Source organism: Neisseria flava, assembly GCF_982712965.1.
Map to the genome: position 1 here is coordinate 1 of NZ_CEXQBZ010000111.1, position 25,144 is coordinate 25,144.

A 25,144-nucleotide genomic window follows, 5' to 3' on the forward strand; every position below is an offset into this window, starting at 1 on the left:
CGGCAACGCCCGCCGTGTACGGGTAGTACATAAGGGCGTTGGCAACGCCGTATCATTGCAATTTTAATCCACTATAAAGTCTGAAAAGCTCAAGACAAGAAAGCACATTCTACGGCTGTTGCGGCATTTCTTTTTCAAAACGGAAGAAATATTCAAAGGCTTCATCTTGCCCCGCTGCTTGCGCTCTAGTGGTATCGGGGTGGTGCGGATTGAAAAACTCCACGATTTTAAAGCCACATTTATTGACGTAGAAATGGATATTGCGCTTCTCAAAATAAGGCGTATGCGTTTCCCAGACGCGTACTTCGGGGTGCAGCCGCTCTATCGCCCGCAACGCTTTCCCGCCCAAGCCGCTCCCGTGTTTCTGCGGGAACATAAACAGTAAATCCAACGACCCGCGCTTCGTTTCAGCATTGACGACAATTAGCGCGCCGCCTGCTTTTTCGCCGTCGGCAACAATGTGATAGCTCTCTGCTTTGGGTGCATTCATGGATTCTTCGATTTCTTCTCGGCTGATAACTTCTTCTCCGTCGTCCAAATCGTCTGCCATCGCCAATCTGAACGACTGCTGCAAGGCGCGTATAAACTCGTCTTTTTCGTGTTCTTGAACGGGGATAAGGGTAATGTCGGATATATGTTCTCTTGTATCTAATGTGTGAAGTTAACCAATCCTAGCGTGTCAGCAGGAAGCTGTCGTCTATCAGCCGCCACACATTTTCTGCGGGCGTTTGCGCCAATACGATGCTCAACCAGTGTTCTTTGTTCATGTGGTAGGCGGGCAGGATGCCTGCCGTCGCGCGCCATGAGCCGATGTGTTCGGGGCGGCATTTGACGTTGACGATTTCCGTCAGACCGCCCTCGCCCATATCGAGTTTTTCAGACGACCTCTACGATCCCCGGCAAACCCACCCCGTAGCGGTTTCATCAAAAGCCCCACTTATTCAGCCCGCGCCGCATCCACTGCCGAGAGCGCATGGATGGCGGTGCTGTCAAACATGGGCGGGAGGCTGTCGGTTTCGTTCACAGGCAGACACCTTTTTTGCTTTGAAAGATGCATCCAAAGTATTTTACTTCCTATGCTTGGTATGAATAAGCGCAGATAAATCATAGCCTTGCTCTTTTGCACGCTGCAAATACGCTTGATATACCGCTTCATCCATATTCGGTGTGCGTGACAATATCCACAAATATTTCCTATCGGGCTGTCCTACCATCGCATATTGGTAATTGCTGTCCAAAGCCATCACCCAATAAGGTGCCTTGCCTACAGGTAGCCATCGAATCGCTTTGGGCAGAAAAGTCACGCTCAACTTGGTGTTTTCGGCGTTCTGCACACGTGCCAGCCCTTCCGCCGACGACCAAGTTCCATCCGCCTTCAAACAACGGTTGGTCACGCTGATAGTGTCCTTGCTCTTAATCTTATAAAACGCCGTCACATCCGATACACAATGACTTTGGTAAGGCATAGGCAATCGCGCGATTTCGTACCACTGTCCTGCATAACGCTGCACATCTAATTTCGGAACGGTTTGAAGCGGAGGCAAACTTTCCGACTGTGCGTAAGCAGCAAAACACATAGCTCCTAATAATAACAATCCTTTGATTTTCATCTTGCACGCTCCTTTAAAAAAAAATCAGCATATATCATTTCGACAAAGACAACACGCCAATTTGAGTAAAAATATTGGAACACTTACCGGATAAACCGGAGGCTTATTGACAACAATGTTTGGCAAGCCATGTTCTGCGGCTTGGTGGCTTTTTTGATTGTTGCCGGTCGGTGCGGCAACGCCGGTCATTGATACGCGTACTTCTGCGCAGATTTAGTCAGTATTTATATGTGGATGTTCATCATCAGCCTGGACGACTTGCCGCGATTGGTTGAACAATATTCCAAACTGAAAGACTTCGGGCAGCGGGTGGCATTGACTCAAGAAGGAATAGTATAGACAGGGGTCGTCTGAAAAATTTTCAGACGACCTCTCACTTCTCCTGTTTCTTCAACAACACACACGCCAAAATCAGGCTGGTGGCGGCAAAGGCGGCGATGGCGGCGTATTCATGCAACAGGTCGGCAGTGTGCAGCCCTTTGGTAAAGCTGCCGACGCTGACGGTGTAGTACCACGACGACGGGAAGGTTTTGCCGATAACCAGTGCGCCGCCTTCCATGGTGGACAGCGGGTAGAGAAAGCCGGAATAGGTTTGCGCGGGAATCATGGTGATGATGGCGGTGGCGAAGATGGCGGCGAGCTGGGAGCGCACGAAGCAGGAAATCAAAAGTCCCAGCGCGGTACTGGCGGACACCATCAAGAGCGTGCCGACGGCGAGTCCGGCAAACGAGCCTTTGAGCGGCACGCCGAACAGGTAAATAATCATCAGCATCATGGCGGCGAAATTGACCATACCGACGGCGATATAGGGAAGCTGTTTGCCGATCAGATATTGCGCCACGGCAGCGGGCGATGCGTAGAAATTGGCGATAGAGCCGATTTCGCGTTCGCGCACCACGCCGACCGCCGACATCATGGCGGGTATCATCATCAACACCAGCATCATCACGCCCGGGGCGATGGCGTTGATGCTGTCGAAATCCTGATTGTACATAAAGCGCGGTTCGATGCCGGCGGGGGCTTTGAGCGAAACGGGCAGCCCGCTTTCGGCGATGCGGTCTTTAGTGTAGGCGGTGATCAGGCTGCCGATGTAGCCGCGGATGTTGGTGGCGTTAAACGGCATGGAGCCGTCCACATAGAACCCGACTTCAGGTTTGAGCCCGCGCGCCAAATCACGCCCGAAACCGCTCGGAATATCGATGACCAATATGGCGCCGGAGCTTTTGAGCACGGTGTCGATTTCGGCTTCGGACTGTATCGGCGGCTGTTGGAGGAAATAGCGCGAACCGTCGAAATATTCGACCAGCTCGCGGCTGGCGGCGGTTTGGTCGCGGTCGTAAACGGCGAATTTCAGGTTCCGCACGTCAAACGAAATCCCCCACGATACCGACGCCATGATAATCAACGGGCCGAACACGGCAAAAAACAGGCGGATTTTATCGCGCAGGAGCTCTTTGGCTTCGCGACGGGCGAAGGTCCAAATCATGGAGAAGCGGTATTTGAAGCTTTGGGTGTTTGGGTTGTCTCGTAGGGCGTATGAACTTTGTTCACGCACGCCGTTTTGGGTTTCAGACGACCCTATATCTTTTCCTTGAAGGTCGTCTGAAAATTCAGTAGCCGTATGTTGGGTCGAGACCCAACTTGCCGAATCCGAAAGCATTGTTGGGTCTTGACCCAACCTGTCCTGTTCGAAATGCACGCCGTCTGTATTTTGACGAAACTCGCTTTGCTCACTTTCAGACGACGTTTCGTTTTGCTCATACAGGTCGTCTGAAAAATCAGCCGCCGCAGCCGTAGGTTGGGTCGAGACCCAACTTATCGAATCCGAAAGCATTGTTGGGTCTTGACCCAACCTACCCTGTTCGAAATACACGCCGTCTGTATTTTGACGAAACTCGCTTTGCTCACTTTCAGACGACCTTGCGTTCTGTTCATACTGGTCGTCTGAAAAATCAGCCGCCGTAGCCGTAGGCTGGGTCGAGACCCACCTTGTCGAATCCGAAAGCATTGTTGGGTCTTGACCCAACCTACCTTGTTGGGAATACCCATTATCCGATTCCGCCTCAATCAGATACTGCACAAACGCTTCTTCCAAATCCGGCGCATTCTGCCTTGCCGCCAGTTCGGCGGGCGTGCCCACTGCCAACACGCGGCCTTTGTGCATAAAGGAAATGCGGTCGCAGCGGGCGGCTTCGTTCATAAAGTGGGTGGAAACGAAAATGGTGATTTTGTCTTCGCGGGAGAGTTTCAGAAGATGCCGCCAGAACATATCGCGGGCGGCGGGGTCGACCCCCGAAGTCGGTTCGTCCAAAATTAATACTTCGGGGTGGTGCAGGCAGGCGGCGGCAAGTTGCAGGCGTTGTCGGATGCCCAACGGCAGCGATGCGGGCGCGGTGTCGGCAACGTCCGCCAAATCAAACTGTTGCAGGGCCTCTTCCACCGCCGCCGCGCCTTTAGCACCCATTTGGTAGAGTCTGGCATGCAAATCCAGATTGCGGCGCACGCTCAGTTCCTCATACAGCGAAAACGCCTGCGACATATAGCCGACGCGCATTTTCGTATCCAAGCCGCCCGCGTCTATCGGCTTGCCCAATAGCGTGGCGTCGCCTTCGGTCGCTTCCAACAGGCCGGTCAGCATTTTCATGGTGGTGGACTTGCCGCAGCCGTTGCTGCCGAGAAAGCCGAAAATCTCGCCTTTTTGAATGGTGAAGCTGACATGGTCCACGGCGGTGAAATCGCCGAAACGCTTGGTCAGCCCGTGCGCTTCCATCGCAGGCGGCGCATCGGGATCGGGAACGAACGGCGTAATGTCCAAACCGCCCGAACCCTGCTGTTTCTCCGGCGGCAGCATTTTGACGTAGGCCTCTTCCAACACGTCGGTGCCGTAATCCGCCAGCACATCGGCAGTGGGCTTGTTTTCCAGCAGCCTGCCCGCGTCCATCGCCAGCAGCCGCTCGAAACGCTGCGCCTCTTCAATATAGGCGGTCGCCACAATCACGGTCATACCCGCGTGTTCCCGCCGCAAATCGTCCACCAACGCCCAAAACTGACGACGCGACAAAGGGTCCACGCCCGTGGTCGGTTCGTCCAAAATCAGCAAATCCGGACTATGTACCAGCGCGCAGCACAAACTCAGTTTCTGCTTCATCCCGCCCGATAGCTTGCCCGCCGCCCTGCCGGAAAACGGCGCAAGGCGGGTCGCCTCCATCAGCCGCGCAATCTGCCGCGTGCGTTCCTGCCCGTCCAAACCGAACAGCCGCGCGTGGAAATCGATATTCTCATACACCGACAACGTAGGATACAGGTTGCGCCCCAAACCCTGCGGCATAAAGGCGATGCGGTGCGACAAATCCCGCCGCACGTCCTTGTCCGCCATATCGCCGCCCAACACTTCCACCCGTCCGTCCTGAATCACCTTCACCCCCGCCATCAGCGAGAGCAGCGTCGATTTGCCCACCCCGTCCGGCCCGATCAAACCGACCGTCGCGCCTTTCGGGATGTCCAGCGACACATCGTCAAGCGCAAGGGTCTTGCCGTAGCGGTGGGAAAGGTTTTGGATGGAAACGGTGTTCATGATGCAGCCTTTTTTGCAGAAAACGGGATTTCAGACGACCTTAATTATTATTTAGTAAAAATCATTGCAAAACTGTCAGTGGAAACTCATCTCAACGATTTTCCCCATGCTTTTTAGGTTTATATTGAGACATAATTTCTTCTGCTTGAGATTCCAATTCCGGAAACAAAGTTTTTTTACTGATACCAAAAAATTTCAATTCTTCCATAATGGACTCTTTATTTTTGACAATAAATTGCTGACCATTTTTCGCTTTACGCTGCCATTCGTCTGGTATAGATGCAGGCCTCAACTTATTACTGCTAATACCAAATAGTAGGAAACAACCTTGCTGACGAGAAATGCGGGCATTATTCAATTTGGCACGGACACAGAGAACACGTTCAAAGTCAGAAAATTCAATAACTGGACGAAAGCTAGGTTTGTCTGTCCGTACATCGTGAATCAACGAGGCAATTTCTTTTTGCTCATTAAATGCAGTTTTGAAAGAATCACCGTATACCACTGTATCCATCTTATCCAACACTAACTGAATATTATTTCTAAATTTTTTAACTGACTCATTTCCCTCTGTTTCAATTGCTTTTATATAAGACCTAATTTGTTTTGCTTTAAAACCATCTTCAAAAACTTTTATGAACATAAGCACTTCAGAATTACCAACAATCTCTTTTAAATCAAAATCTTCAGACTGTAATGAAAGTGCCGACAAAACTGCTACCGTATCACTATCCCCATATTTCACTACCTCATCAGGAATATCTAAAATAATCAACTCCCCATCTTTATCATGATGCTCTTTATTCCATGCTGCAAAGTACAAGGCAACCAACGCATTGGCAGTTAAATCCAGTAAACGTGTCGCATATCCGTAATGCTGCAACTTTACTAATTTTTCAAATAAAGTATCGTCAGGGGAAAAGTCATCGGGGCAATTAGTAAACGTATCTTTAATAATTTTATGTTCATTTTCAATTAAATACTCGCAACCTTCCCGATAAATGCCCGGCAACATACGCCACCGTACATCCGCCTGCCCTCGGAAAAAACGGGTATGCCCCTGCTCAGGCTCTCCAATCTCTTTTAAAATTTCAAGCAAATCACTGACGCTGCTAATTTCATGACTACACATTTTTTCTACCCTTATTTGATCATCCACCTATTTCAAAACTTTCACATTCACCAACACTTCACCCACAAGCGTGTATCCGCTTCATCAGTTATCTTCTCAAGGTCGTCTGAAAAAGCGGATAACAGCCTGATCAAGGAAATTGAATATGTCTGAAAATTTCCCTATACCGTGAAACATATAAAAGGATACAACGAACAAAGGTCGTCTGAAAACCTTGTCCATAGGCTTTCAGACGACCTTTTCTTTATGCCCTATCTTACAAATGCGGGTTCATCAGGTTTTCGGGCGACAGGATGCGGTCGAGTTCCGCCTCGCTCAACAGGCCGCGTTCGAGTACGACTTCGCGCACGCCTTTGCCGGTTTGGGCGCAGATTTTGCCGACCAAATCGCCGTTGCCATGTCCGATATACGGGTTCAGATAAGTAACCAAACCAATGGAGTTGAACACATAGCGTTCGCAGATTTCGCGGTTGACGGTGATGCCTTTGACGCATTTTTCGGCAAGGTTTACGGCGGCGTTGCCCAAGAGGGAGATGGTTTCAAACATACATTGCGCGATGACCGGTTCCATCACGTTTAATTGCAACTGCCCCGCTTCGGCGGCGAAGGTAATGGTGGTGTCGTTACCGATGACTTTGAAGCAGACTTGATTCACCACTTCGGGAATCACGGGATTGACTTTGGCGGGCATGATCGACGAACCTGCCTGCATTTCCGGCAGGTTAATCTCTTTCAAACCGGCGCGCGGACCGGATGACAAAAGGCGCAAGTCGTTACAGATTTTCGATAATTTCACCGCCGTGCGTTTCAATGCGCCGTGTACCATCACATACGCGCCGCAATCTGAAGTCGCTTCAATCAGGTTTTCGGTCAGTTTGCATTCCAAGCCGCTGACTTCGGACAATTTTTTCACCGCCAAAGCCGCGTAGCCTTTCGGCGTGTTCACACCCGTGCCGATGGCGGTTGCGCCCAAGTTGACTTCCAACAGCAGGGCACGCGTGCGGTCCAGATTCACAATCTCTTCTTCCAGCAACACTTGGAAAGACTGAAACTCCTGCCCCGCCGTCATCGGCACGGCATCTTGAAGCTGGGTACGCCCCATTTTCAACACATCTTTAAATTCATCGGCTTTGGCGGCAAACGCGTCTTTCAGCAACGCCAGTTTTTCCAGCAACCCGCCGACGCTGTAATACACCGCCAGTCTGAAGCCGGTCGGATACGCATCGTTGGTGGATTGGCTGGCGTTCACATGATCCATCGGGTTAACAATGTCGTAGCGGCCTTTTTCGTAACCCAACACTTCCAAAGCAAGGTTGGCGATGACTTCATTAGTATTCATGTTGACCGACGTCCCCGCGCCGCCCTGATACACGTCGGACGGGAATTGGTCGAGGCAGCGACCTTTGAGCAACACTTCGTCGCAAGCCTTTTCAATGGCGGCGGCGATTTCGGGTTTTACCGCGCCCAGTTCGCCGTTTGCCTGCGCAGTCGCTTTTTTCACCATCACCATGCTGCGGACAAACTGCGGCACGTCGGAAATTTTTTGATTTGAAATTTTAAAGTTTTCCACCGCACGCAAAGTATGGATGCCCCAATACGCCTCGGCGGGGATTTCGCGTTCGCCCAGCAAATCGTGTTCGATACGGACAGTCATTTCTCTTACCTTCTCATTCGTTGGTTTATAAAGTAATGTGCATATGCAGGCGGAACATTAGACCGTTTTGCATGGGTTGTCTAGCTGCAAACGCGCCGTTGTTATCAAAGTATAGTGGATTAACTTTAAACCAGTACGGCGTTGCCTCGCCTTAGCTCAAAGAGAACGATTCTCTAAGGTGCTGAAGCACCAAGTAAATCGGTTCCGTACTATCTGTACTGTCTGCGGCTTCGTTGCCTTGTCCTGATTTTTGTTAATCCACTATAAGAAAAAACATTCTGTAAGACAAAAGGTCGTCTGAAACCTTTTTCAGACGACCTTTTACATATTTACATCCCGATAAACCCGCGTATCTGCGGCCAGTAGAACAAACAGGCGATGGCGCAGACGGCGACGCTGATGCCTGCGGCGTTGATACTGCTGATTTTTTCTTTAAACGCCATTGCGCCGACCAGCGTTCCCAAGACGATGACGCCGATGTTCATACCCGCGAAAACCAGCGTCGGGTTGTCTTTCATCATTTGGTGGGCAGTGATGTAGGTAACGATGTTGGCGAAATTCAATCCGCCCAAGACGATGCCGCCGATAATGCCTTCTTTCGTCCATTTGGTCGATTGGGAGAAAAGGTAGCCGAACATCAAAATGCCGGCGAGGCTGAAGGCGACCAAAAGATTGCCGGAAAACGCCGTGCCGCTTTTGGCGAGCTGTTTGAAGAGGATGTCGATGATGCCGTAGCCCGCCCAAACTCCTGTGAGCAACATGATTTGCGTGCCCAATCCACCTGATTTCTTGCCGCCGTCGGCTTTCCACAACAGGCAGAACAAAGCCACAAACGCCAAAGCGATGCCTATCAGCCGCCCTTCGGTCAACGCCTCGCCAAAAATGACGAACGCGGAAATAATCGGCAATATCAAAGACAAACGTTGCGCCGCATCAGACTTGACGATGCCCGCCGCATCAACCGCCTTGCCCATAATCACAAACACCGAAGGCAACAACACGCCCAGCGCACCAAACAGCCACCATGTCGGCAAAAAGGCTTTCGGATTACTCAAATCGGGTTTCAACACCCAAGCCGTCAACGCCACCGCGACGATGTAGTTCACCGCCACCGCCTGTGCGACGTCGATTTTGTTCTTACGCGCCAATTTGAGCAATACCGATACAGACACGCTGCACAGTATGCTTGCCAATAAATAAATCATGTTTTTCCTTTGATTGAGTGTGTCGGATGCGAGGACAAATTTTCAGACGACTTTCTTTGTGTCCTGTTTTGATATTTAGTTTCCCGCAAACGAGCCATACAAAAATTTCAGACGACCCCTAAATGCCAAGGTCGTCTGAAAGCAAAGCGGCAATTGCGCTTAGAACCAAGTATCCAAAGGCATACGCTTGTTATTCGTCAGCTTGATAAAACCTGCCGCCAGTCGGTAAGCAAACCAAACCGATACCAAAAACAGCAGCACGTAGCCGATGCCGATAAACGCGGTGATTTTGCTCAATATAAATCCCACCAGACCGCCCCAGAAGGTTTTAATCAGATAGTCTGCGTGGTTATTATAAACCGAGTCGCCCATGTCGCCTCGTTTTACATACGCCAAAATGATGCCGGCAACCGGCATGACGAAGGTGGCAAAACCTAACGCAAACAGGGCATACATCGCCATTACGTAAGTACGGTCGCCGTCTTGGCGCGGTGCTTCTGATGCATTACCGCTACCGGTCTGTTGGCTTGCAGTCTGCCCGTTTCTGCCGCTGAATTCACGGAGCGACTCGTCGTACCATGCACGACGTTCGGGATCGACCAGCGTATCGTAAGCCTGACGGATTTCCTTGAAACGCTCTTCCGCATCAGGATTACCGGGATTACGATCGGGATGGTATTTCATTGCCGAATCGCGATAGGCTTTTCTGATTTCTGCAATGTCCGCATCCGCCGAAATGCCGAGAATTTCATAAAAATTACGGTTTTCCATATTAGGGTGTGCCTCTTTGGTTTGTGTTTGCCAAAGCCCGATCCGTTAAGTCACGATAACAGGCTGTTTGGTAGAATAAAAACAGATATAAAATCAGGCATTGCATTCTTTTTATAAAACCTTCAAATCTGCCCGAATCTGCGTTTCCCGACTTAAAAACCGTTTTGCATCCCTTTAGACGGCGACCTGTACATCCTGAGGATTCAAAGCCCGCAAAGCCTGCGGACTGACACCGATGATAAATCCGCGCTTGCCGCCGTTGATATAAACCTTGTCCAAATCCCAAATACTTTTTTCAACATAAACAGGCAACTGGGTTTTCATACCGAAGGGCGTCGTCCCGCCCACCAGATAGCCCGTCCATTTGTTTGCCTGTTTCGGATCGGCAGGCTCGATGTGTTTCATACCCAAATCGCGCGCCAGATTGCGGGTGGAAATCTGCTTGTCGCCGTGCATCACGACAACCAACCCTTTCTTCGCTTCATTTTGCAGCACGATGGTTTTGACCACCTGATGCTCGTCCACGCCGAACAAATCCGCAAACTGCGCTGTCCCGCCATGTTCCTCATAAACATAAATATAAGGCTCAAAATCAATTTTATGTGTACGCAGGAAACGGACGGCAGAAGTAACCGGATAATCGGTATTTTTGCTCATGATGCAGTTCCAATATTATTCAGACGACCTAAACTTAATATGACAATGACGCGTAAAAATAGTTTCCGCATCTTTTCAAAAACAGCCCGCCTGCTGTGGCAGACAATCAAGCTGAATGTTACCATAAGCCCCTGCACAATACCCGTCATCTTGTTCCGACCCAATCGGCAAACCGAAATCCGATGACAGGACAAAATGCCCCATGCGCCTCAACCTCAAGGAATATCAAATGAATATCCGATACCTCGGTACGACCGAACGCTACTCCGAAGCCGTCTGCGCGGGAGGATTCGTCTTCCTCTCCGGCATGGTTCCCGAAAATCCCGAAGCCGATGCCAAAGCCCAAACCGAAAACGTCTTGGCGCAAATCGACCATTGGCTCGAAGAATGCGGTTCCGACAAGGCACACATCCTCGAAGCCACCATCTTCCTGACCGACATGAACGACTACGCCGCCATGAACGAAGCCTGGGATGCCTGGACAGCCCCCGGCCGCGCCCCTGCCCGCGCCTGTATCGAAGCCAAACTCGCCAAACCGGAATGGGCGGTCGAAATCAAAGTATCCGCCGTGTGCAAGTGATTGGATTGAGCAAGGGGTCGTCTGAAAACTGCAGTCGATTTTTCAGACGATTCTTTTCATAAAAAATGCAACGAAAGCAGAGTGATTGGATTGACGGTAAATCGGTTATCAATACAAAAAGGTCGTCTGAAAACCCAAGTTTTCAGACGACCTTTTACAATCAAACCCTTATGCGAACGGATGATGCAAAACGATGGTTTCTTCGCGGTCTGGACCGGTGGAGACGATGGCTACCGGTGCGCCGCAGACTTCTTCGATGCGTTTCAAATATGCTTTGGCATTGGCAGGCAATGCGTCATAGCTTTTCACGCCGAAAGTGGATTCGCTCCAGCCGGGCATGGTTTCGTAAATCGGTTTGCAGGTTTCTACCGCATCGGAACCGCAAGGCAGGATGTCAGTTTTGCTGCCGTCGGGCAATTCGTAGCCGACGCAGATATTGATGGTTTCAATGCCGTCCATTACGTCCAGCTTGGTGATACACATACCGGAAATGCCGTTGACTTGGATGGAGCGTTTCAACGCGGCGGCATCAAACCAACCGCAGCGGCGGGCGCGGCCGGTTACGGAGCCGAATTCGTGTCCGCGTTCTGCCAAACCTGCGCCAACTTCATCAAACAATTCAGTCGGGAACGGACCTGAGCCGACGCGCGTGGTATAGGCTTTGACAATACCCAAAACATAATCCAGCATTTGCGGACCTACGCCCGCGCCTGCGGAAGCGGCTCCAGCGAGACAGTTAGACGAAGTAACGAAGGGGTAAGTACCGTAGTCGATGTCCAACAGCGTGCCTTGTGCGCCTTCAAACAGCAGTTTTTCGCCGTTTTTGTTTTTCTCGTTCAACACGCGGGATACGTCGGTAATCATCGGCGTAATGCGCGGCGCGACTTTTTCGATAACCGCCATCACGTCGTCTGCTTTCACCGGCTCGGCATTGTGCAGATGTTGCAGTTGGACATTGTAATAGGCAAGGATGGCATCCAGTTTTTCACGCAGTTTTTCAGGATGCAGCAAATCGACGACGCGGATGGCGCGGCGTGCCACTTTGTCTTCGTAGGCAGGGCCGATGCCGCGGCCGGTCGTACCGATTTTGCCTTTGCCGCGCGATGCTTCGCGGGCTTGGTCAAGCGCGATGTGGTAAGGCAGGATCAGCGGGCAGGTCGGCGCGATTTTCAGGCGACCTTCGACGTTTTTCACGCCTGCTGCGTTCAACTCGTCGATTTCGCCCAACAATGCTTCAGGGGAAACGACAACGCCGGAACCGATGAAGCAATCTAAGTTTTCATGCAGGATGCCGCTCGGAATCAGGCGCAAAATGGTTTTCTTGCCGCCGACGACCAAAGTATGACCCGCATTGTGGCCGCCTTGGAAACGCACGACACCGCTGGTCTCTTCCGCCAGCCAGTCAACGATTTTACCTTTGCCTTCATCGCCCCACTGGGCGCCGATCACTACAACATTTTTAGCCATAGCCATATAACCTATTAATATTAAAAAATTATCGTGAATCAACTTCAAACCAAGACGGCTTTGCGCCCTGCCCTGATTTGCCTTTAATCCGCTATGAATGGGTATTTAAAGTTTCTCAACCTGCCAAACGCCGTCCGCCTTTTTCAGACGACCTGTAACCTCTTCCGAAGCGTTGTGTCCGATACCGTAGTCGATAACGATACACTGCCCTTGTTCACGCAAGGCTTCGACTGCTTCGCGCGCCGCTTCGGCATCGTCCGCATCAACCAAGACGACGGGCTGCCGCTCAATGGCGGGCAAACGTCCGATAAAGCTGCGCAAGTCGAAACTGAATCCCGTTGCCGGACGCGCACGGCCGAAATATTCGCCCAATCCGTCATAACGCCCGCCCCGAGCGACCGCGTCATGGAAATTGGAGCCGTATGCCGCATACAGCAAGCCCGTGTGGTAATTGTCGACACGCAGTTCAGATAAGTCGATATGGACTTTCTGATTCGGGAATGCGTCGCACACTGCCTGCAATTCGTCCAACGCGCTGCCGACCGCCGACAGATCAGGCAATCGTTCGCGCGCGGCAGACAACACTTCACGTCCGCCATACAGACGCGGCAGCAGCGAGAATGCTTTCGCCCACATACCGTCCAGTTTCCAAGCCTTAACCTGCGTTTCGACCGCCTCGGTATCTTTATCCTGCATCAACGCAAGCAGCGTTGCGGACTGCTCCGCATCCAAATGCGCCGCATCTGACAAAGCGCGGAATACGCCAATGTGCCCCAGCGACAGCAAAACCTCGCCCATATCGGCAATCTTCATGCTTTTGAGCATCAAGTCAATCAGCTCGATATCCGCCCGGATGTCGGCGAAACCATACATCTCCGCTCCCGCCTGCAAAGGTTCGCGCATATTGAGCAAACCTTCCGGCCGCGCGTGCAACACAGGACCTGCGTAACACAATCGGTTAATCCCTTGATTGGCGGACAAAAGATGCGCATCGATACGCGCCACTTGCGGCGTAATATCGGCGCGGATGCCCAACTGCCGACCGCTCAGCTGATCGACCACCAAAATGGTTTTCAAAGACAAACCCGCGTCAATATGCGTCAGCAGGGAATGGCTGTATTCCATCAGCGGAGGCTGTACCAGCTCGTAACCGTGCACTCGGAACAAAGTCAACAACTGCTCTCGCGCGCTTTCCAACTGTCGGGCGTTGGTCGGCAACACATCGGCAACATGTTCGGGAAGCTGCCAAGATTGCATGGGAATCTACCTTCTATCTGTTTTTGTAAACGCAAAGGGCTGCTTGAATTTAAAACCAGACGGACACACAGCCCGCTTCTCGAAATACGCTGCGCAAACGATGCAGCGTTTCCAACAAATCTGATTTTAAATTCAAACAGCCCCTGAATGACGGCTTTAAACCGCCGAGTTATTAAAAGCAGACTTTACCATACAAAACAGTTTTGTGCAGCCTGTTTTCATACAAAAGTCGTCTGAAAAAAGATGGGTAATACTCTATTCGCAATGGAGATTGCTTGTTTTCTCTTTAAAAGAATCCATCGCAATTTGGCACATACGTTGCCGTTGTCCCAAATCTGCCGCAGGCAGCGATTGAAATAAAAATTTTGTATTGTTGCGTTGAAAATCGGCTTTCTTGCCTGCCTTTTTATAACACTCGTCTGCGCGTGCGAAATATTGACGGCAGATTTCCGGCAATTCTTCCAACGATAAAGGTTTGTGCTTATGCATCCCATGCGCTGACACAGCCAGCGGAGAGATTGCCAAAATCGCTGCCGCAACAAATTTCAAACTTTTTTGAAACCAATAATTTTTCATAATAAAACCTTAAAATCTATATCTACATGATGATATTGCTTTTCGCAAAATCCACTACGTTTGTTTTCAGACGACCTCAAAGCCGACTCAACCAAGTTGCGCCAGTTGTCCACGCATCTCGGTAATTACTGTCTTATAGTCCGGCTTGCCAAAGATGGCGGAACCTGCCACAAAAGTATCGGCACCCGCTGCCGCGACGGCGGCGATATTGTCGGTTTTGATGCCGCCGTCCACCTCGATGGCGATGTGCCGTCCGCTTTGCGCTTCGTACTGATCCAACATCGCCCGCACTTGACGGATTTTTTCAAGGGTATGGGGGATGAAGCTTTGTCCGCCGAAACCGGGGTTGACCGACATCAACAATACCATGTCCAACCTGTCCAATACGTTTTCCAAAACGTAGGCGGGAGTGGCCGGATTCAACACTAATCCTGCCTGACAGCCCGCATCTTTAATCAGGCTGAGGCTGCGGTCGATATGGCGGCTGGCTTCGGGATGAAACGTGATAATCGACGCCCCTGCTTTGGCAAATGCCTGAATCAGATCGTCAACGGGTTCGACCATCAGATGCACATCAATCGGCACGGTGGCATAAGGCTTCAACGCCGCGCAGACCATAGGGCCGAAAGTCAGATTCGGCACATAATGATTGTCCATCACGTCGAAATGAATCAAATCGGCTCCCGCTTCGATAACTTTCGTTACTTCTTCGCCCAAACGGGCAAAATCGGCGGATAAGATGCTGGGCGCAATACGGAAATTGTGGTTCATAGAAATCCAGTCGGATGGTGTGGTTTGATAAACGGATAATTTTTCGTATTCTACCACCAACGCCTCACGCAACACTAACTATGCATTATTAATATTTAACAAAAGTAAGCATATGCATAAATAATTATAGGTTAAGGATATGTTTTGTCAGAAATAAAATAAAGATATGAAGTTAACAAAAGTTAACTGGAGGGATACTGCCTTTCACACGCTAATCGGGTATATTTGCGCGGTTACGGAAACTAGGAAAACGCTGTGTCTGTCGGATTCAAATCTTATTTACCCCTCTGTGCATTATCGGTTGCGCTGCTGACGGCTGTCGGTCAAGCGCACGCCGGCCCCCAATATATCAAGCTGGACGATTTTCAAGCCAATTGCGACATCCGCTCCCTTAATCTGACGCAAGACCAACACAATGCCTTGCGCCGTATCCGTAATGATTACAAACAGGCATCGGACAAGGCATACCGTAAACTCGTCCGCACAGACCGCAACCGCCGCCAAGTCATTATGAAAATCCTTGCGGCAGATAATTTCGATCAAAACAACGCCCGCGATTACGTCGAAACCCGCTACTTGTCGAGCATGGATTTCGCTGTGGAAGAATTGGAAATCCAACACCGCTTCTACCACCTGCTCAATCCGCGCCAACGCCAGCTTTGGCTTTCTTCCTGCCTTCGCTGACATATCGCTTTCCTGATTTATCCGTACAAAAAGGTCGTCTGAAATCCTGTTTCAGACGACCTTTTGAACGATATGGCGACTCAAAGCGATGCTGTTGGAAGAAATTGAACCGGAAAAAGCTTTACCTACCCTTATCCTCCCGCAGATTTCAGTACGGCAGGCGTATTTCTCGAAACCTCAATCCAAAATCCGTTGTTCCGGCAAACGTCCTGCCCAATCGCACGCAAACTGCCAAGCTGAGCGCCCCGAACGATTACCGCGCATTTGCGTCCATTGCAACGCCGCCTTGCATGCCGTTTCATCAAAATCTACGCCAAAATCATCCAACCAATTTTCAACCGCTTGGAGGTAGTCGTTTTGATCGAACGGATAAAAACTCAACCACAAGCCGAAGCGATCGGACAGGGAAATTTTTTCCTCAACGGCTTCTTTTTGATGGATTTCACCGCGTATGCCCGTCGTACCGCCGTTTTCATCCATATATTCAGGCATCAGGTGGCGCCGGTTGGACGTCGCGTATACCAACACGTTGCTGCATCTTTGCGACAAACCGCCGTCCAATGCGGTCTTCAGGGCTTTGTAGGTTTCATCGCCAGTTTCAAACGATAGGTCATCGCAGAATACGATGAATTTTTCAGGACGGTCTTTCAACAAGGAAAGCAGCGCGGGCAGGCTGACTAAATCGCTCTTATCAACTTCAATTAAGCGCAGCCCTTGTTCGGCATATTCGTGCAACAGGGCTTTGACAAGTGAGGATTTACCTGTTCCGCGCGAGCCGCTCATCAAAACATTGTTCGCGGATCGGCCTGCCAAAAACTGCTCGGTATTACGCTTGAGCTTTTCGGTTTGCACCCCGACGGCGGCAAGACGGTCAAGCGGGAATGTATGCGGGTTTGGCAGGCTCTCCAAAATCCCTTTTTTACCAACGCTGTGCCAACGGTATGCCAAAGCGTTCCAGTCGGTTTTGCCGGGTTCTTCGGGCAACACCAAATCAAGACGGTTCAAAACGGAATAGGCTTTTTGCAAAAAGACGGCAAGTTTCATATATATCCCTATTGTCCTGTTGTAGCAAGATTTTGCTGCGCCATCACGCGCATTACAGTATCGACAACGGCTTGGGTTTGCGGGTCGATTTCAATATTGATGACATCGCCCTCTTTCCGGCTGCCGAACAAGGTACGCGTCAAAGTTTCCGGAATCAGGTGGACATTGAACCCTGTTTCGGTAACGTCGCCTATGGTCAGGCTGCAACCGTCCAAACCGACAAAGCCTTTGCTCAAAATATAGGGCTTGAGTTCGGGCGGCAGTGCAAACCATACCGTGCGGTTAAACTCGCTGCGCTCTATCCGCGTAATCTGCGTAGTCGTCATGATATGCCCGCTCATGACGTGTCCGCCGATTTCATCGCCAAAACGGGCGGCACGTTCGAGATTGACGGCATCTCCCGTTTTCAGACGACCTAAATTGGTCTTTTCCAAGGTTTCTTTCATCAAATCAAAGCTGACCGTATCGCCGTCGATTTGAGTGATGGTCAGGCAGCAGCCGTTGTTGGCGACGGAAGCACCGATTTGCAGATGCTCGGTCATCCCTTCGGGCAGCTTGACGACATGGGTACGGAAATCGGCGGACGGTTCGCGGATAGCGATGATTTCGCCGATACCTTGGACGATACCTGTAAACATGGGATATTCTCCAGTCGATTTATTTGATGCGTTTGAAAACCAAATCCCAAACGCCGTGCCCCAAACGTTTGCCGCGGGCTTCAAATTTCGTTTCGGGACGATAGTCGGGCGTGGGCGCGTAATCGGCGGCGGTATTTTGCAAATTGTCAAAACCGCTCAACACTTCCAGCATCTGTTGCGCGTATTCTTCCCAGTCGGTCGCCAGATGGATATAGCCGCCGACTTTCAACTTGGGCAGCAGTTTCTGCACAAAAGGCGTTTGCACCAAGCGGCGTTTGTTATGGCGTTTTTTGTGCCAAGGGTCGGGAAAGAAAATGTGGATGCCGTCGAGCACGTCGTCTGAAAGCATATTTTCCACCACTTCGACCGCATCGTGCCGCATCACGCGGATATTGCCGATGTGTTCTTCTTCAATCAATTTCAAAATGTTGCCGACGCCGGGACCATGTACATCAATCGCCAAAAAGTCGGTATCAGGCAGGCGCTTGGCGATTTCAACAGTCGCCACGCCCATGCCGAAACCAATTTCCAACACCTTAGGACGGTCGCTGCCGAAACGCTGATTCAAGTCCAACACGGAATCTTGGTAATCGATGCCGAACTGCGGCCACATCGTATCAATGGCACGCTGCTGCGCCGCAGTCATATGCCCTTGACGCAACACAAAGCTGCGGATGGAGCGTTTGTGTTCATCAGGAACGGTGGAATCCGGAGTTATTTCGTTCATAAATTATTTCTTGTATCTGATAAGACTGGAGGAAAGTCGTCTGAAAATCTGCAATATGGTTTCAGACGACCTCTGAATGTATGGGGTCAACCTTGGAACGGTTTGTTTTTATAGCTGATGAATAAAAATGTGACAAGCAGTTGACAGTATCAATCCTACCGAACTTGTTTGCTTGCTGTTTTAATGCATTACTAAGTGACTCACTTGGAGCTTAGACACGCATTCTTGCTCATCCATTATATCGTTAGCGAAATCACTATCACTGACAATATGCTGTTTGACGAAAAGGTCGTCTGAAAGATTCAGACGACCTTTGACTGATAAATGCAATGTCAGCAGTTTAATTCAACTGACTGAATACACTTATTTTTTCTTTTGAGCAGGCAGGTCGGTACAAGTACCCAGCGCCACTTCGGCAGCCATACCGATGGATTCGCCCAAGGTCGGGTGAGGATGGATGGTTTTGCCGATATCTGCCGCGTCGCAACCCATTTCGATTGCCAAGCAGATTTCGCCAATCATATCGCCGCCGTTCGGACCGACGATACCGCCGCCGATAATACGGCCGGTTTCCGCATCAAAAATCAGCTTGGTGAAACCGTTATCGCAACCGTTGGCAATCGCGCGACCGGAAGCTGCCCACGGGAAGTTGGCTTTGGTGATTTTGCGACCGGATGCTTTGGCAGACAATTCGGTTTCGCCAACCCATGCGACTTCGGGAGCGGTATAAGCCACGCCCGGAATCACGCGGGCATCGAAATAAGCTTTGTGTCCGGCGCAGTTTTCAGCGGCAACGTGACCTTCATGAACAGCTTTGTGTGCCAGCATAGGTTGACCGACGATGTCACCGATGGCGTAGATGTGCGGCACATTGGTACGCATTTGTTTGTCAACTTCGATGAAACCGCGGTCGGTTACGGCAACACCTGCTTTTTCGGCGCTGATGAGTTTGCCATTAGGCGCACGGCCGGCGGCAACCAATACAGCATCGTAGCGTTGCGGCTCTTTCGGCGCGTTCGCACCTTCAAAAGTAACGTAAACACCATCTTCTTTCGGCTCGACTGCGACGGTTTTGGTATTGATCATGATGTTATCAAAACGGTATTCGTTTTGTTTTTGCCATACTTTCACCAAATCGCGGTCGGCACCTTGCATCAGACCGTCCATCATCTCAACAACGTCAAGGCGCGAACCCAGCGTGCTGTAAACCGTACCCATTTCGAGGCCGATGATACCGCCACCGATAATCAGCAGCTTGCCCGGTACTTCTTTCAGAGCCAAAGCGCCGCTGGAATCGATGATGCGCGGATCTTCAGGGATAAACGGCAGCTTGGTTACGCGGCTGCCCGCTGCGATGATACAGTTTTTGAACGCAACGATTTTTTTCTCACCGGTAGGCGTAGCTTGCTCGTACACATCGCCGGTAGTCAGCGACACTTCCAAGTGGTGCGGATCCAAGAATTGACCGTCGCCTTGGATAACGTCCACTTTACGGCCTTTAGCCATGCCTGCCAAACCGGTAGTCAGGCGGGAAACTACGCCTTCTTTGTAGCCGCGCAGCATGTCGATGTCGAGTTCAGGCTCGGGGTATTTGATGCCGTTGGCAGCCAAGTGGCGCACTTCGTCGATAACGGCAGCGTTGTGCAACAAGGCTTTGGAAGGGATACAGCCGACGTTCAAGCAAACGCCGCCCAAAGTTTTGTAACGTTCAACGATGGCAACTTTCAAACCTTCGTCAGCAGCGGCAAATGCAGCGGAGTAACCGCCAGGACCACCACCCAATACGACTACATCGTACTCAGCATCGGCAGAACCACCGAATTGCGCGGCTTGCGGTGCAGGGGCGGCAGCTTTGGGGGCTTCTTGCGCAGGGGCAGCAGGTGCTTCGGCTTTAGGAGCGGCAGCCGCGCCTTCTGCTTCAACGACTACAATCAAGCCGCCTTCGGAAATTTTGTCGCCGACTTTGACTTTGACTTCTTTGACCACACCCGCAACTTCGGCAGGTACATCCATCGTCGCTTTGTCGGTTTCCAAGGTAATCAGGGTATCGTCAACGGCGATGGTGTCGCCTACGTTCACTTCAACCGCGATAATATCTACATTTTCGTGTCCGCCAATGTCGGGCACTTTCAATTCAACTAAGCTCATGTCTAATCTTTCTGAATGATATTCGGACTTCTGTTTTCAGACGACCTGTCGAGTTGTTTGTCGAAGGGCGTCTGAAATACGCTCGGATTACAGGGTAATGCGGCGGAAGTCTTTCAACAGGTTCGCCAGGAATACGGTGAAGCGCATACCGGCGGCACCGTCGATGACGCGGTGGTCGAAGGACAGGCTCAACGGACACATCAGGCGAGGAGCGAACTCTTTGCCGTCCCAAACCGGTTTGATTTGGGATTTGCACACGCCCAAAATAGCAACTTCAGGTGCGTTCACAATCGGAGTGAAGCCTGTACCGCCGATGCCGCCCAAGCTGGAAATGGTAAAGCAGGCGCCTTGCATTTCTTGCGGTTTGAGCTTGCCTTCGCGGGCTTTTTTAGACAATTCGGTCAGCTCTTGGCTGATTTCTTTCAGACCTTTTTGATCCACATCTTTGATGACAGGAACAACCAGTCCGTTCGGCGTATCGGCTGCAAAACCGATGTTGAAGTAGTTTTTCAGCACCAGATTATCGCCATCCAAAGAAGCGTTGAATTCTGGGAAGGCTTTCAGCGCAGAAACGGAAGCTTTGATGATGAACGCCAACGGAGACAGTTTCACGCCTTCGCGTTCCCATTCTTTGTTCAGCTGTTTACGGAATTCTTCCAATTCGGTCATGTCCGCTTCTTCGTGAACGGTAACGTGCGGGATAACTACCCAGTTGCGGGACAGGTTTTGACCGGAAATTTTCTTAATGCGGGACAATTCTTTAACTTCGACATTACCGAATTTGGAGAAGTCCACTTTAGGCCACGGCAGCAAGTCCAGACCGCCGCCCAAAGATGCGCCGGCAGCAGCAGGTTTCGCCGCACCGCCTTGCATTACTGACTTCACAAAGGCTTTAATGTCGTCGCCCATGATACGGCCTTTCAAGCCGGTACCTTTGACTTGACCCAAATCTACGCCCAATTCGCGCGCCAGTTTGCGTGCGGATGGACCGGCGTGTGCTTTGGCAAAAGCGGCTTCGTCGATTTTGGCAGCGGTAGGTGCAGGAGCGGCAACAGGAGCCGGAGCCGCTGCAGGCGCGGCAGCCGGAGCGGGTGCAACTGCCGGTGCAGCGGTTTGAGCAGGCGCTGGAGCGGCGGCAGAACCGGCGGTTTCCACTTCGATAATGGCAGTACCTTCGGACACTTTGTCGCCGACTTTCAGGAATACGGCTTTAACGACACCTGCGGCAGTACAAGGTACGTCCATGGTCGCTTTGTCGGTTTCCAGAGTAATCAGCGTGTCGTCTTCGGCAACGGTGTCACCCACTTTGACTTCAACGGCGATTACATCTACATCAGTATGACCGCCAATGTCGGGAACGGCTACTTGAACGGTTGCGCCGCCTGCGGGAGCGGCAGCGGGTGCAGCGGCAGGCGCAGGTTGTGCTTCAGCGGCAGGAGCCGGAGCAGCTTCAGCAGCGGCAGCACCGGTTTCAACGGTCAGAATCACGCCGCCTTCGGAGATTTTGTCGCCGACTTTGACTTTCACTTCTTTGACAACACCTGCTGCATCGGCAGGTACGTCCATAGTGGCTTTGTCGGTTTCCAGTGTAATCAGGGTGTCGTCAACGGCGATGGTGTCGCCTGCTTTGACTTCTACTGCGATGATATCGACGTTTTCATGACCGCCGATATCAGGTACTTTGATTTCTACGATACTCATTTGAGTTCCTTTGATGATTTCGGTTTGAGGTCGTCTGAAAAACAGTTTCAGACGACATCACTTATGTTTTCCGGCACGGATAACCATTTCCAGAGCAGCTTTTCTGCGCTTCGAAGTTTTTGTACAACTTGCGCCCGCTGCTTGGTAACTCAAGGTCTATCCGTTATGCAAACCGTCAACGTATTCTTGATTCAGACGACCCCGCAAGCAAATTTACTTTGAGGTCGTCTGAAAACAGAATTAACGTTTCCAGCTTGGAGCCACGTCGGCATTGATGCCGTATTTTTCGATGGCTTGCTGAACGGTTTCTTTGCTGACTTTGCCTTGTTCTGCCAATGCGCTCAATGCTGCCACGGCAACGTTGTAGCGATCCACTTCGAAGAAGCGGCGCAGGTTGGCACGGCTGTCGGAGCGGCCGAAACCATCGGTACCCAAGACATGGTAGTCGTTCGGAATGTACGCGCGGATACGGTCGGCATAGCTGCGGATATAGTCAGTAGCGGCGATAACCGGACCGTCATGACCTTGCAGTTGTGAAGTAACGAAAGGCACTTTTTCAGCTTCCAGCGGATGCAGGCGGTTGAAACGTTCTGCCTCGATGGCATCACGGTGCAGCAGGTTGAAGGACGGGCAAGACCAAATGTCTGCCTCTACGCCGAAGTCAGCTTTCAACAATTCGGCACCGGCAATCACTTCTTGCAGGATGGTACCGGAACCCATCAATTGAACTTTCTTGTCGCCTTTGCCACCGGCTTTCAGCAAGTACATACCTTTCAGGATGTCTTGTTCCGCACCTTCAGGCATATCCGGATGAGCATAGTTCTCGTTCATCAAGGTGATGTAGTAGAACACGTCTTCGTTATTGGCATACATACGACGCAGACCGTCTTGTACGATAACGGCTACTTCGTATTGGAAGGTCGGATCGTAAGAAACGCAGTTCGGGATCAAATCGGCTTGAATGTGGCTGTGGCCGTCTTCGTGTTGCAGGCCTTCACCGTTCAAGGTTGTACGACCGGCAGTACCACCCAACAGGAAGCCGCGTGCGTGCATATCGCCAGCAGCCCATGCCAAGTCGCCAATACGTTGGAAACCAAACATGGAGTAGTAAATGTAGAAAGGAATCATCGCGAAGTTGCTGTTGGCATAGCTGGTTGCAGCTGCGATCCAGTCAGCCATCGCGCCTGGTTCGTTAATACCTTCTTGCAAGATTTGACCGTCAACGGATTCTTTGTAGAACATCAGTTGGTCTTTGTCTTGCGGGGTGTATTGCTGGCCTTTCGGGTTCCAAATACCGTATTGACGGAACATGCCTTCCATACCGAAGGTACGGCTTTCGTCTGGAACGATAGGTACGACGCGTTTGCCGATTTTTTTGTCTTTCAACAGAGTAGACAGAATGCGGACAAATGCCATAGTGGTCGAGAATTCACGATCCCCGCTGGATTTCAGTTGAGCATCGAATGCGGACAACTCAGGCACTTCCAATACCTCTTTTGTCGGATGACGTTGAGGCAGGTAACCACCCAAGGCTTCGCGGCGGGCGTGCAGGTATTTGTATTCTTCGCTGTCAGGAGCAAAAGTCAGGTAAGGCAGATCGCCGCTGTCGATTTGCTCGTCGGTAACAGGAATGTCAAAGCGGTCGCGGAATTGTTTCAGAGACGCTTTGTCCATTTTTTTGGCTTGGTGGGCAACGTTTTGACCTTCGCCGGATGCGCCCATACCATAACCTTTAATGGTTTTCGCCAAAATTACGGTAGGTTTGCCGTCCGCATGGTTAGCTGCGAGATCATAAGCGTTGTACACTTTTTGCGGGTCGTGACCGCCGCGGTTCAATGCCCAGATTTGCTCATCGGTCATATCGGCAACCAATGCTTTCAATTCAGGGGTATTGAAGAAGTGTTCGCGAACGTACGCACCATCTTTGGATTTGTAAGTTTGGTAGTCGCCGTCCAAACATTCTTCCATGCGTTTGCGCAGGATACCGTCTTTGTCTTTTGCCAAGAGGCGGTCCCAACGACGACCCCAGATGACTTTAACAACATTCCAGCCGGCACCGGCAAAGTTACCTTCCAATTCTTGGATAATTTTGCCGTTACCACGGACAGGACCGTCCAAGCGTTGCAGGTTACAGTTGATGACGAAAATCAGGTTGTCCAAACCTTCGCGTGCAGCAAGGGCAATCGCGCCTTGGCTTTCCGGTTCATCCATTTCGCCGTCACCACAGAATACCCATACTTTGCGGCCTTTGGTTTTTGCGAGACCACGGGATTCCAAGTATTTCAGGAAACGGGCTTGGTAAATCGCCATAATCGGACCCAAACCCATAGATACGGTCGGGAACTGCCAGAAGTCAGGCAGCAAGTGCGGGTGCGGGTAAGAAGGCAGACCTTTTCCGTCCACTTCTTGGCGGAAATTGTCCAGTTGGTCTTCAGTCAGACGACCTTCAACGAAAGCGCGGGCATAGATGCCTGGAGAAACGTGGCCTTGGAAAAATACCAAATCACCTTCTTCACCTTCGCCTTTAGCTTTCCAGAAGTGGTTGAAACCCACTTCGTACATGGTTGCTGCAGATTGGAAAGATGCGATATGGCCACCCAGCTCCAAATCTTTTTTACCGGCGCGCAATACGATGGCGGCGGCGTTCCAGCGCACGAATGCGCGGATGCGGTGTTCGATGTTTTGATCGCCCGGAATACCTTTTTCGTCTTCAACCGAAACGGTATTCAAATACGGAGTAGTCGTGCCGTGAGGCATACGAACGCCTTTGTCGCGGCTGTATTTAACCAGATGTTCCAATAGGTATTGTGCACGTTCGCTGCCTTCGTATTCCAAAACTGAGCTTAACGCGTCCAACCACTCTTGGGTTTCAATCGGGTCAACATCGTGTAATTGGGTGGACATAGTATCTATCCTTATGTTGAGTGTTATTTAATGACGGAGGGTTA

At 50.9% G+C, this 25,144-nt stretch carries 21 protein-coding genes and 1 pseudogene; 3 read left to right on the forward strand and 19 right to left on the reverse strand.

All coding sequences use genetic code 11. The features are described 5' to 3' along the window. Positions 1-109 precede the first annotated feature (109 nt). The 3 genes from AC5M9B_RS05765 to AC5M9B_RS05775 all read right to left on the reverse strand — a co-directional run bounded on the left by AC5M9B_RS05765 (position 110) and on the right by AC5M9B_RS05775 (position 1,610). The gene (locus tag AC5M9B_RS05765) at positions 110-574 is read right to left on the reverse strand and encodes a GNAT family N-acetyltransferase (RefSeq protein WP_487648375.1); all 465 of its coding nucleotides are present in this window, start codon (positions 572-574) and stop codon (positions 110-112) included. Between the two features lie 97 nt (positions 575-671). After that, positions 672-866: an MmcQ/YjbR family DNA-binding protein gene (locus AC5M9B_RS05770; RefSeq protein ID WP_244969523.1), complete on the reverse strand. Its 195-nt coding sequence runs from the start codon at positions 864-866 to the stop codon at positions 672-674. A 201-nt stretch (positions 867-1,067) separates the two neighbouring features. Next, positions 1,068-1,610 (reverse strand): lipocalin family protein, encoded by a 543-nt coding sequence (locus AC5M9B_RS05775; RefSeq protein ID WP_070654529.1) that lies wholly within the window; start codon positions 1,608-1,610, stop codon positions 1,068-1,070. Between the two features lie 216 nt (positions 1,611-1,826). Here AC5M9B_RS05775 and AC5M9B_RS05780 point away from each other — a divergent pair. Continuing rightward, positions 1,827-1,949 (forward strand): annotated as a pseudogene (locus AC5M9B_RS05780) (ABC transporter six-transmembrane domain-containing protein); the annotation flags it as partial. A 34-nt stretch (positions 1,950-1,983) separates the two neighbouring features. Here AC5M9B_RS05780 and AC5M9B_RS05785 read toward each other — a convergent pair. The 6 genes from AC5M9B_RS05785 to ybaK form a co-directional block, all read right to left on the reverse strand. After that, positions 1,984-5,184, reverse strand: a complete 3,201-nt coding sequence (locus AC5M9B_RS05785) for an ABC transporter ATP-binding protein/permease (RefSeq protein ID WP_487648376.1) — start codon at positions 5,182-5,184, stop codon at positions 1,984-1,986. 91 nt (positions 5,185-5,275) lie between these two features. Next, positions 5,276-6,316: an FRG domain-containing protein gene (locus tag AC5M9B_RS05790; RefSeq protein WP_146736363.1), complete on the reverse strand. Its 1,041-nt coding sequence runs from the start codon at positions 6,314-6,316 to the stop codon at positions 5,276-5,278. 256 nt (positions 6,317-6,572) lie between these two features. After that, entirely contained in the window at positions 6,573-7,970 is a 1,398-nt protein-coding gene (gene aspA, locus AC5M9B_RS05795; RefSeq protein WP_146736364.1) for an aspartate ammonia-lyase, read from the reverse strand. A 329-nt stretch (positions 7,971-8,299) separates the two neighbouring features. Next, positions 8,300-9,175, reverse strand: coding sequence for a DMT family transporter (locus AC5M9B_RS05800; RefSeq protein WP_146736365.1), 876 nt, complete (start codon positions 9,173-9,175; stop codon positions 8,300-8,302). Positions 9,176-9,334: 159 nt separating this feature from the next. Then, entirely contained in the window at positions 9,335-9,946 is a 612-nt protein-coding gene (locus tag AC5M9B_RS05805; protein WP_019271344.1) for a DnaJ domain-containing protein, read from the reverse strand. Positions 9,947-10,120: 174 nt separating this feature from the next. Continuing rightward, entirely contained in the window at positions 10,121-10,603 is a 483-nt protein-coding gene (gene ybaK, locus AC5M9B_RS05810) for a Cys-tRNA(Pro) deacylase (RefSeq protein WP_019271343.1), read from the reverse strand. 229 nt (positions 10,604-10,832) lie between these two features. On the opposite strand from ybaK, the gene AC5M9B_RS05815 reads away from it, so the two are divergent. Next, positions 10,833-11,183: a RidA family protein gene (locus AC5M9B_RS05815; RefSeq protein WP_016687444.1), complete on the forward strand. Its 351-nt coding sequence runs from the start codon at positions 10,833-10,835 to the stop codon at positions 11,181-11,183. 168 nt (positions 11,184-11,351) lie between these two features. Here AC5M9B_RS05815 and AC5M9B_RS05820 read toward each other — a convergent pair whose 3' ends face one another. The 4 genes from AC5M9B_RS05820 to rpe all read right to left on the reverse strand — a co-directional run bounded on the left by AC5M9B_RS05820 (position 11,352) and on the right by rpe (position 15,254). After that, entirely contained in the window at positions 11,352-12,650 is a 1,299-nt protein-coding gene (locus tag AC5M9B_RS05820; protein ID WP_186805580.1) for an adenylosuccinate synthase, read from the reverse strand. Between the two features lie 105 nt (positions 12,651-12,755). Further along, on the reverse strand, positions 12,756-13,907 hold the full coding sequence (locus tag AC5M9B_RS05825) for an ATP phosphoribosyltransferase regulatory subunit (RefSeq protein WP_019271340.1): 1,152 nt from the start codon (positions 13,905-13,907) through the stop codon (positions 12,756-12,758). A gap of 255 nt (positions 13,908-14,162) precedes the next feature. Continuing rightward, positions 14,163-14,483 (reverse strand): hypothetical protein, encoded by a 321-nt coding sequence (locus tag AC5M9B_RS05830; protein WP_039407404.1) that lies wholly within the window; start codon positions 14,481-14,483, stop codon positions 14,163-14,165. An 87-nt stretch (positions 14,484-14,570) separates the two neighbouring features. Beyond that, positions 14,571-15,254 carry a ribulose-phosphate 3-epimerase gene (gene rpe / locus AC5M9B_RS05835; protein WP_193617713.1) on the reverse strand — a complete coding sequence of 228 codons (684 nt, stop codon included), beginning with the start codon at positions 15,252-15,254 and terminating at the stop codon, positions 14,571-14,573. A gap of 255 nt (positions 15,255-15,509) precedes the next feature. Between rpe and AC5M9B_RS05840 the strand changes: the two genes are divergently transcribed. Then, positions 15,510-15,938, forward strand: coding sequence for a Spy/CpxP family protein refolding chaperone (locus AC5M9B_RS05840; protein ID WP_487648377.1), 429 nt, complete (start codon positions 15,510-15,512; stop codon positions 15,936-15,938). 177 nt (positions 15,939-16,115) lie between these two features. On the opposite strand, the gene AC5M9B_RS05845 is transcribed toward AC5M9B_RS05840, so the two are convergent. The 6 genes from AC5M9B_RS05845 to aceE form a co-directional block, all read right to left on the reverse strand. Next, positions 16,116-16,982: an ATP-binding protein gene (locus AC5M9B_RS05845; protein ID WP_049227679.1), complete on the reverse strand. Its 867-nt coding sequence runs from the start codon at positions 16,980-16,982 to the stop codon at positions 16,116-16,118. Between the two features lie 8 nt (positions 16,983-16,990). After that, on the reverse strand, positions 16,991-17,620 hold the full coding sequence (locus AC5M9B_RS05850) for a riboflavin synthase subunit alpha (protein ID WP_049227680.1): 630 nt from the start codon (positions 17,618-17,620) through the stop codon (positions 16,991-16,993). Between the two features lie 19 nt (positions 17,621-17,639). After that, a complete protein-coding gene (trmB, locus tag AC5M9B_RS05855) occupies positions 17,640-18,347 on the reverse strand; it encodes a tRNA (guanosine(46)-N7)-methyltransferase TrmB (RefSeq protein WP_049227681.1) in 708 nt (235 codons plus the stop codon). A gap of 363 nt (positions 18,348-18,710) precedes the next feature. Continuing rightward, positions 18,711-20,495: a dihydrolipoyl dehydrogenase gene (gene lpdA, locus AC5M9B_RS05860; RefSeq protein ID WP_049227682.1), complete on the reverse strand. Its 1,785-nt coding sequence runs from the start codon at positions 20,493-20,495 to the stop codon at positions 18,711-18,713. An 87-nt stretch (positions 20,496-20,582) separates the two neighbouring features. Next, entirely contained in the window at positions 20,583-22,196 is a 1,614-nt protein-coding gene (gene aceF, locus AC5M9B_RS05865; protein ID WP_101810031.1) for a dihydrolipoyllysine-residue acetyltransferase, read from the reverse strand. Between the two features lie 240 nt (positions 22,197-22,436). Further along, positions 22,437-25,100, reverse strand: coding sequence for a pyruvate dehydrogenase (acetyl-transferring), homodimeric type (gene aceE, locus AC5M9B_RS05870; RefSeq protein ID WP_424045952.1), 2,664 nt, complete (start codon positions 25,098-25,100; stop codon positions 22,437-22,439). Positions 25,101-25,144: the final 44 nt, after the last annotated feature.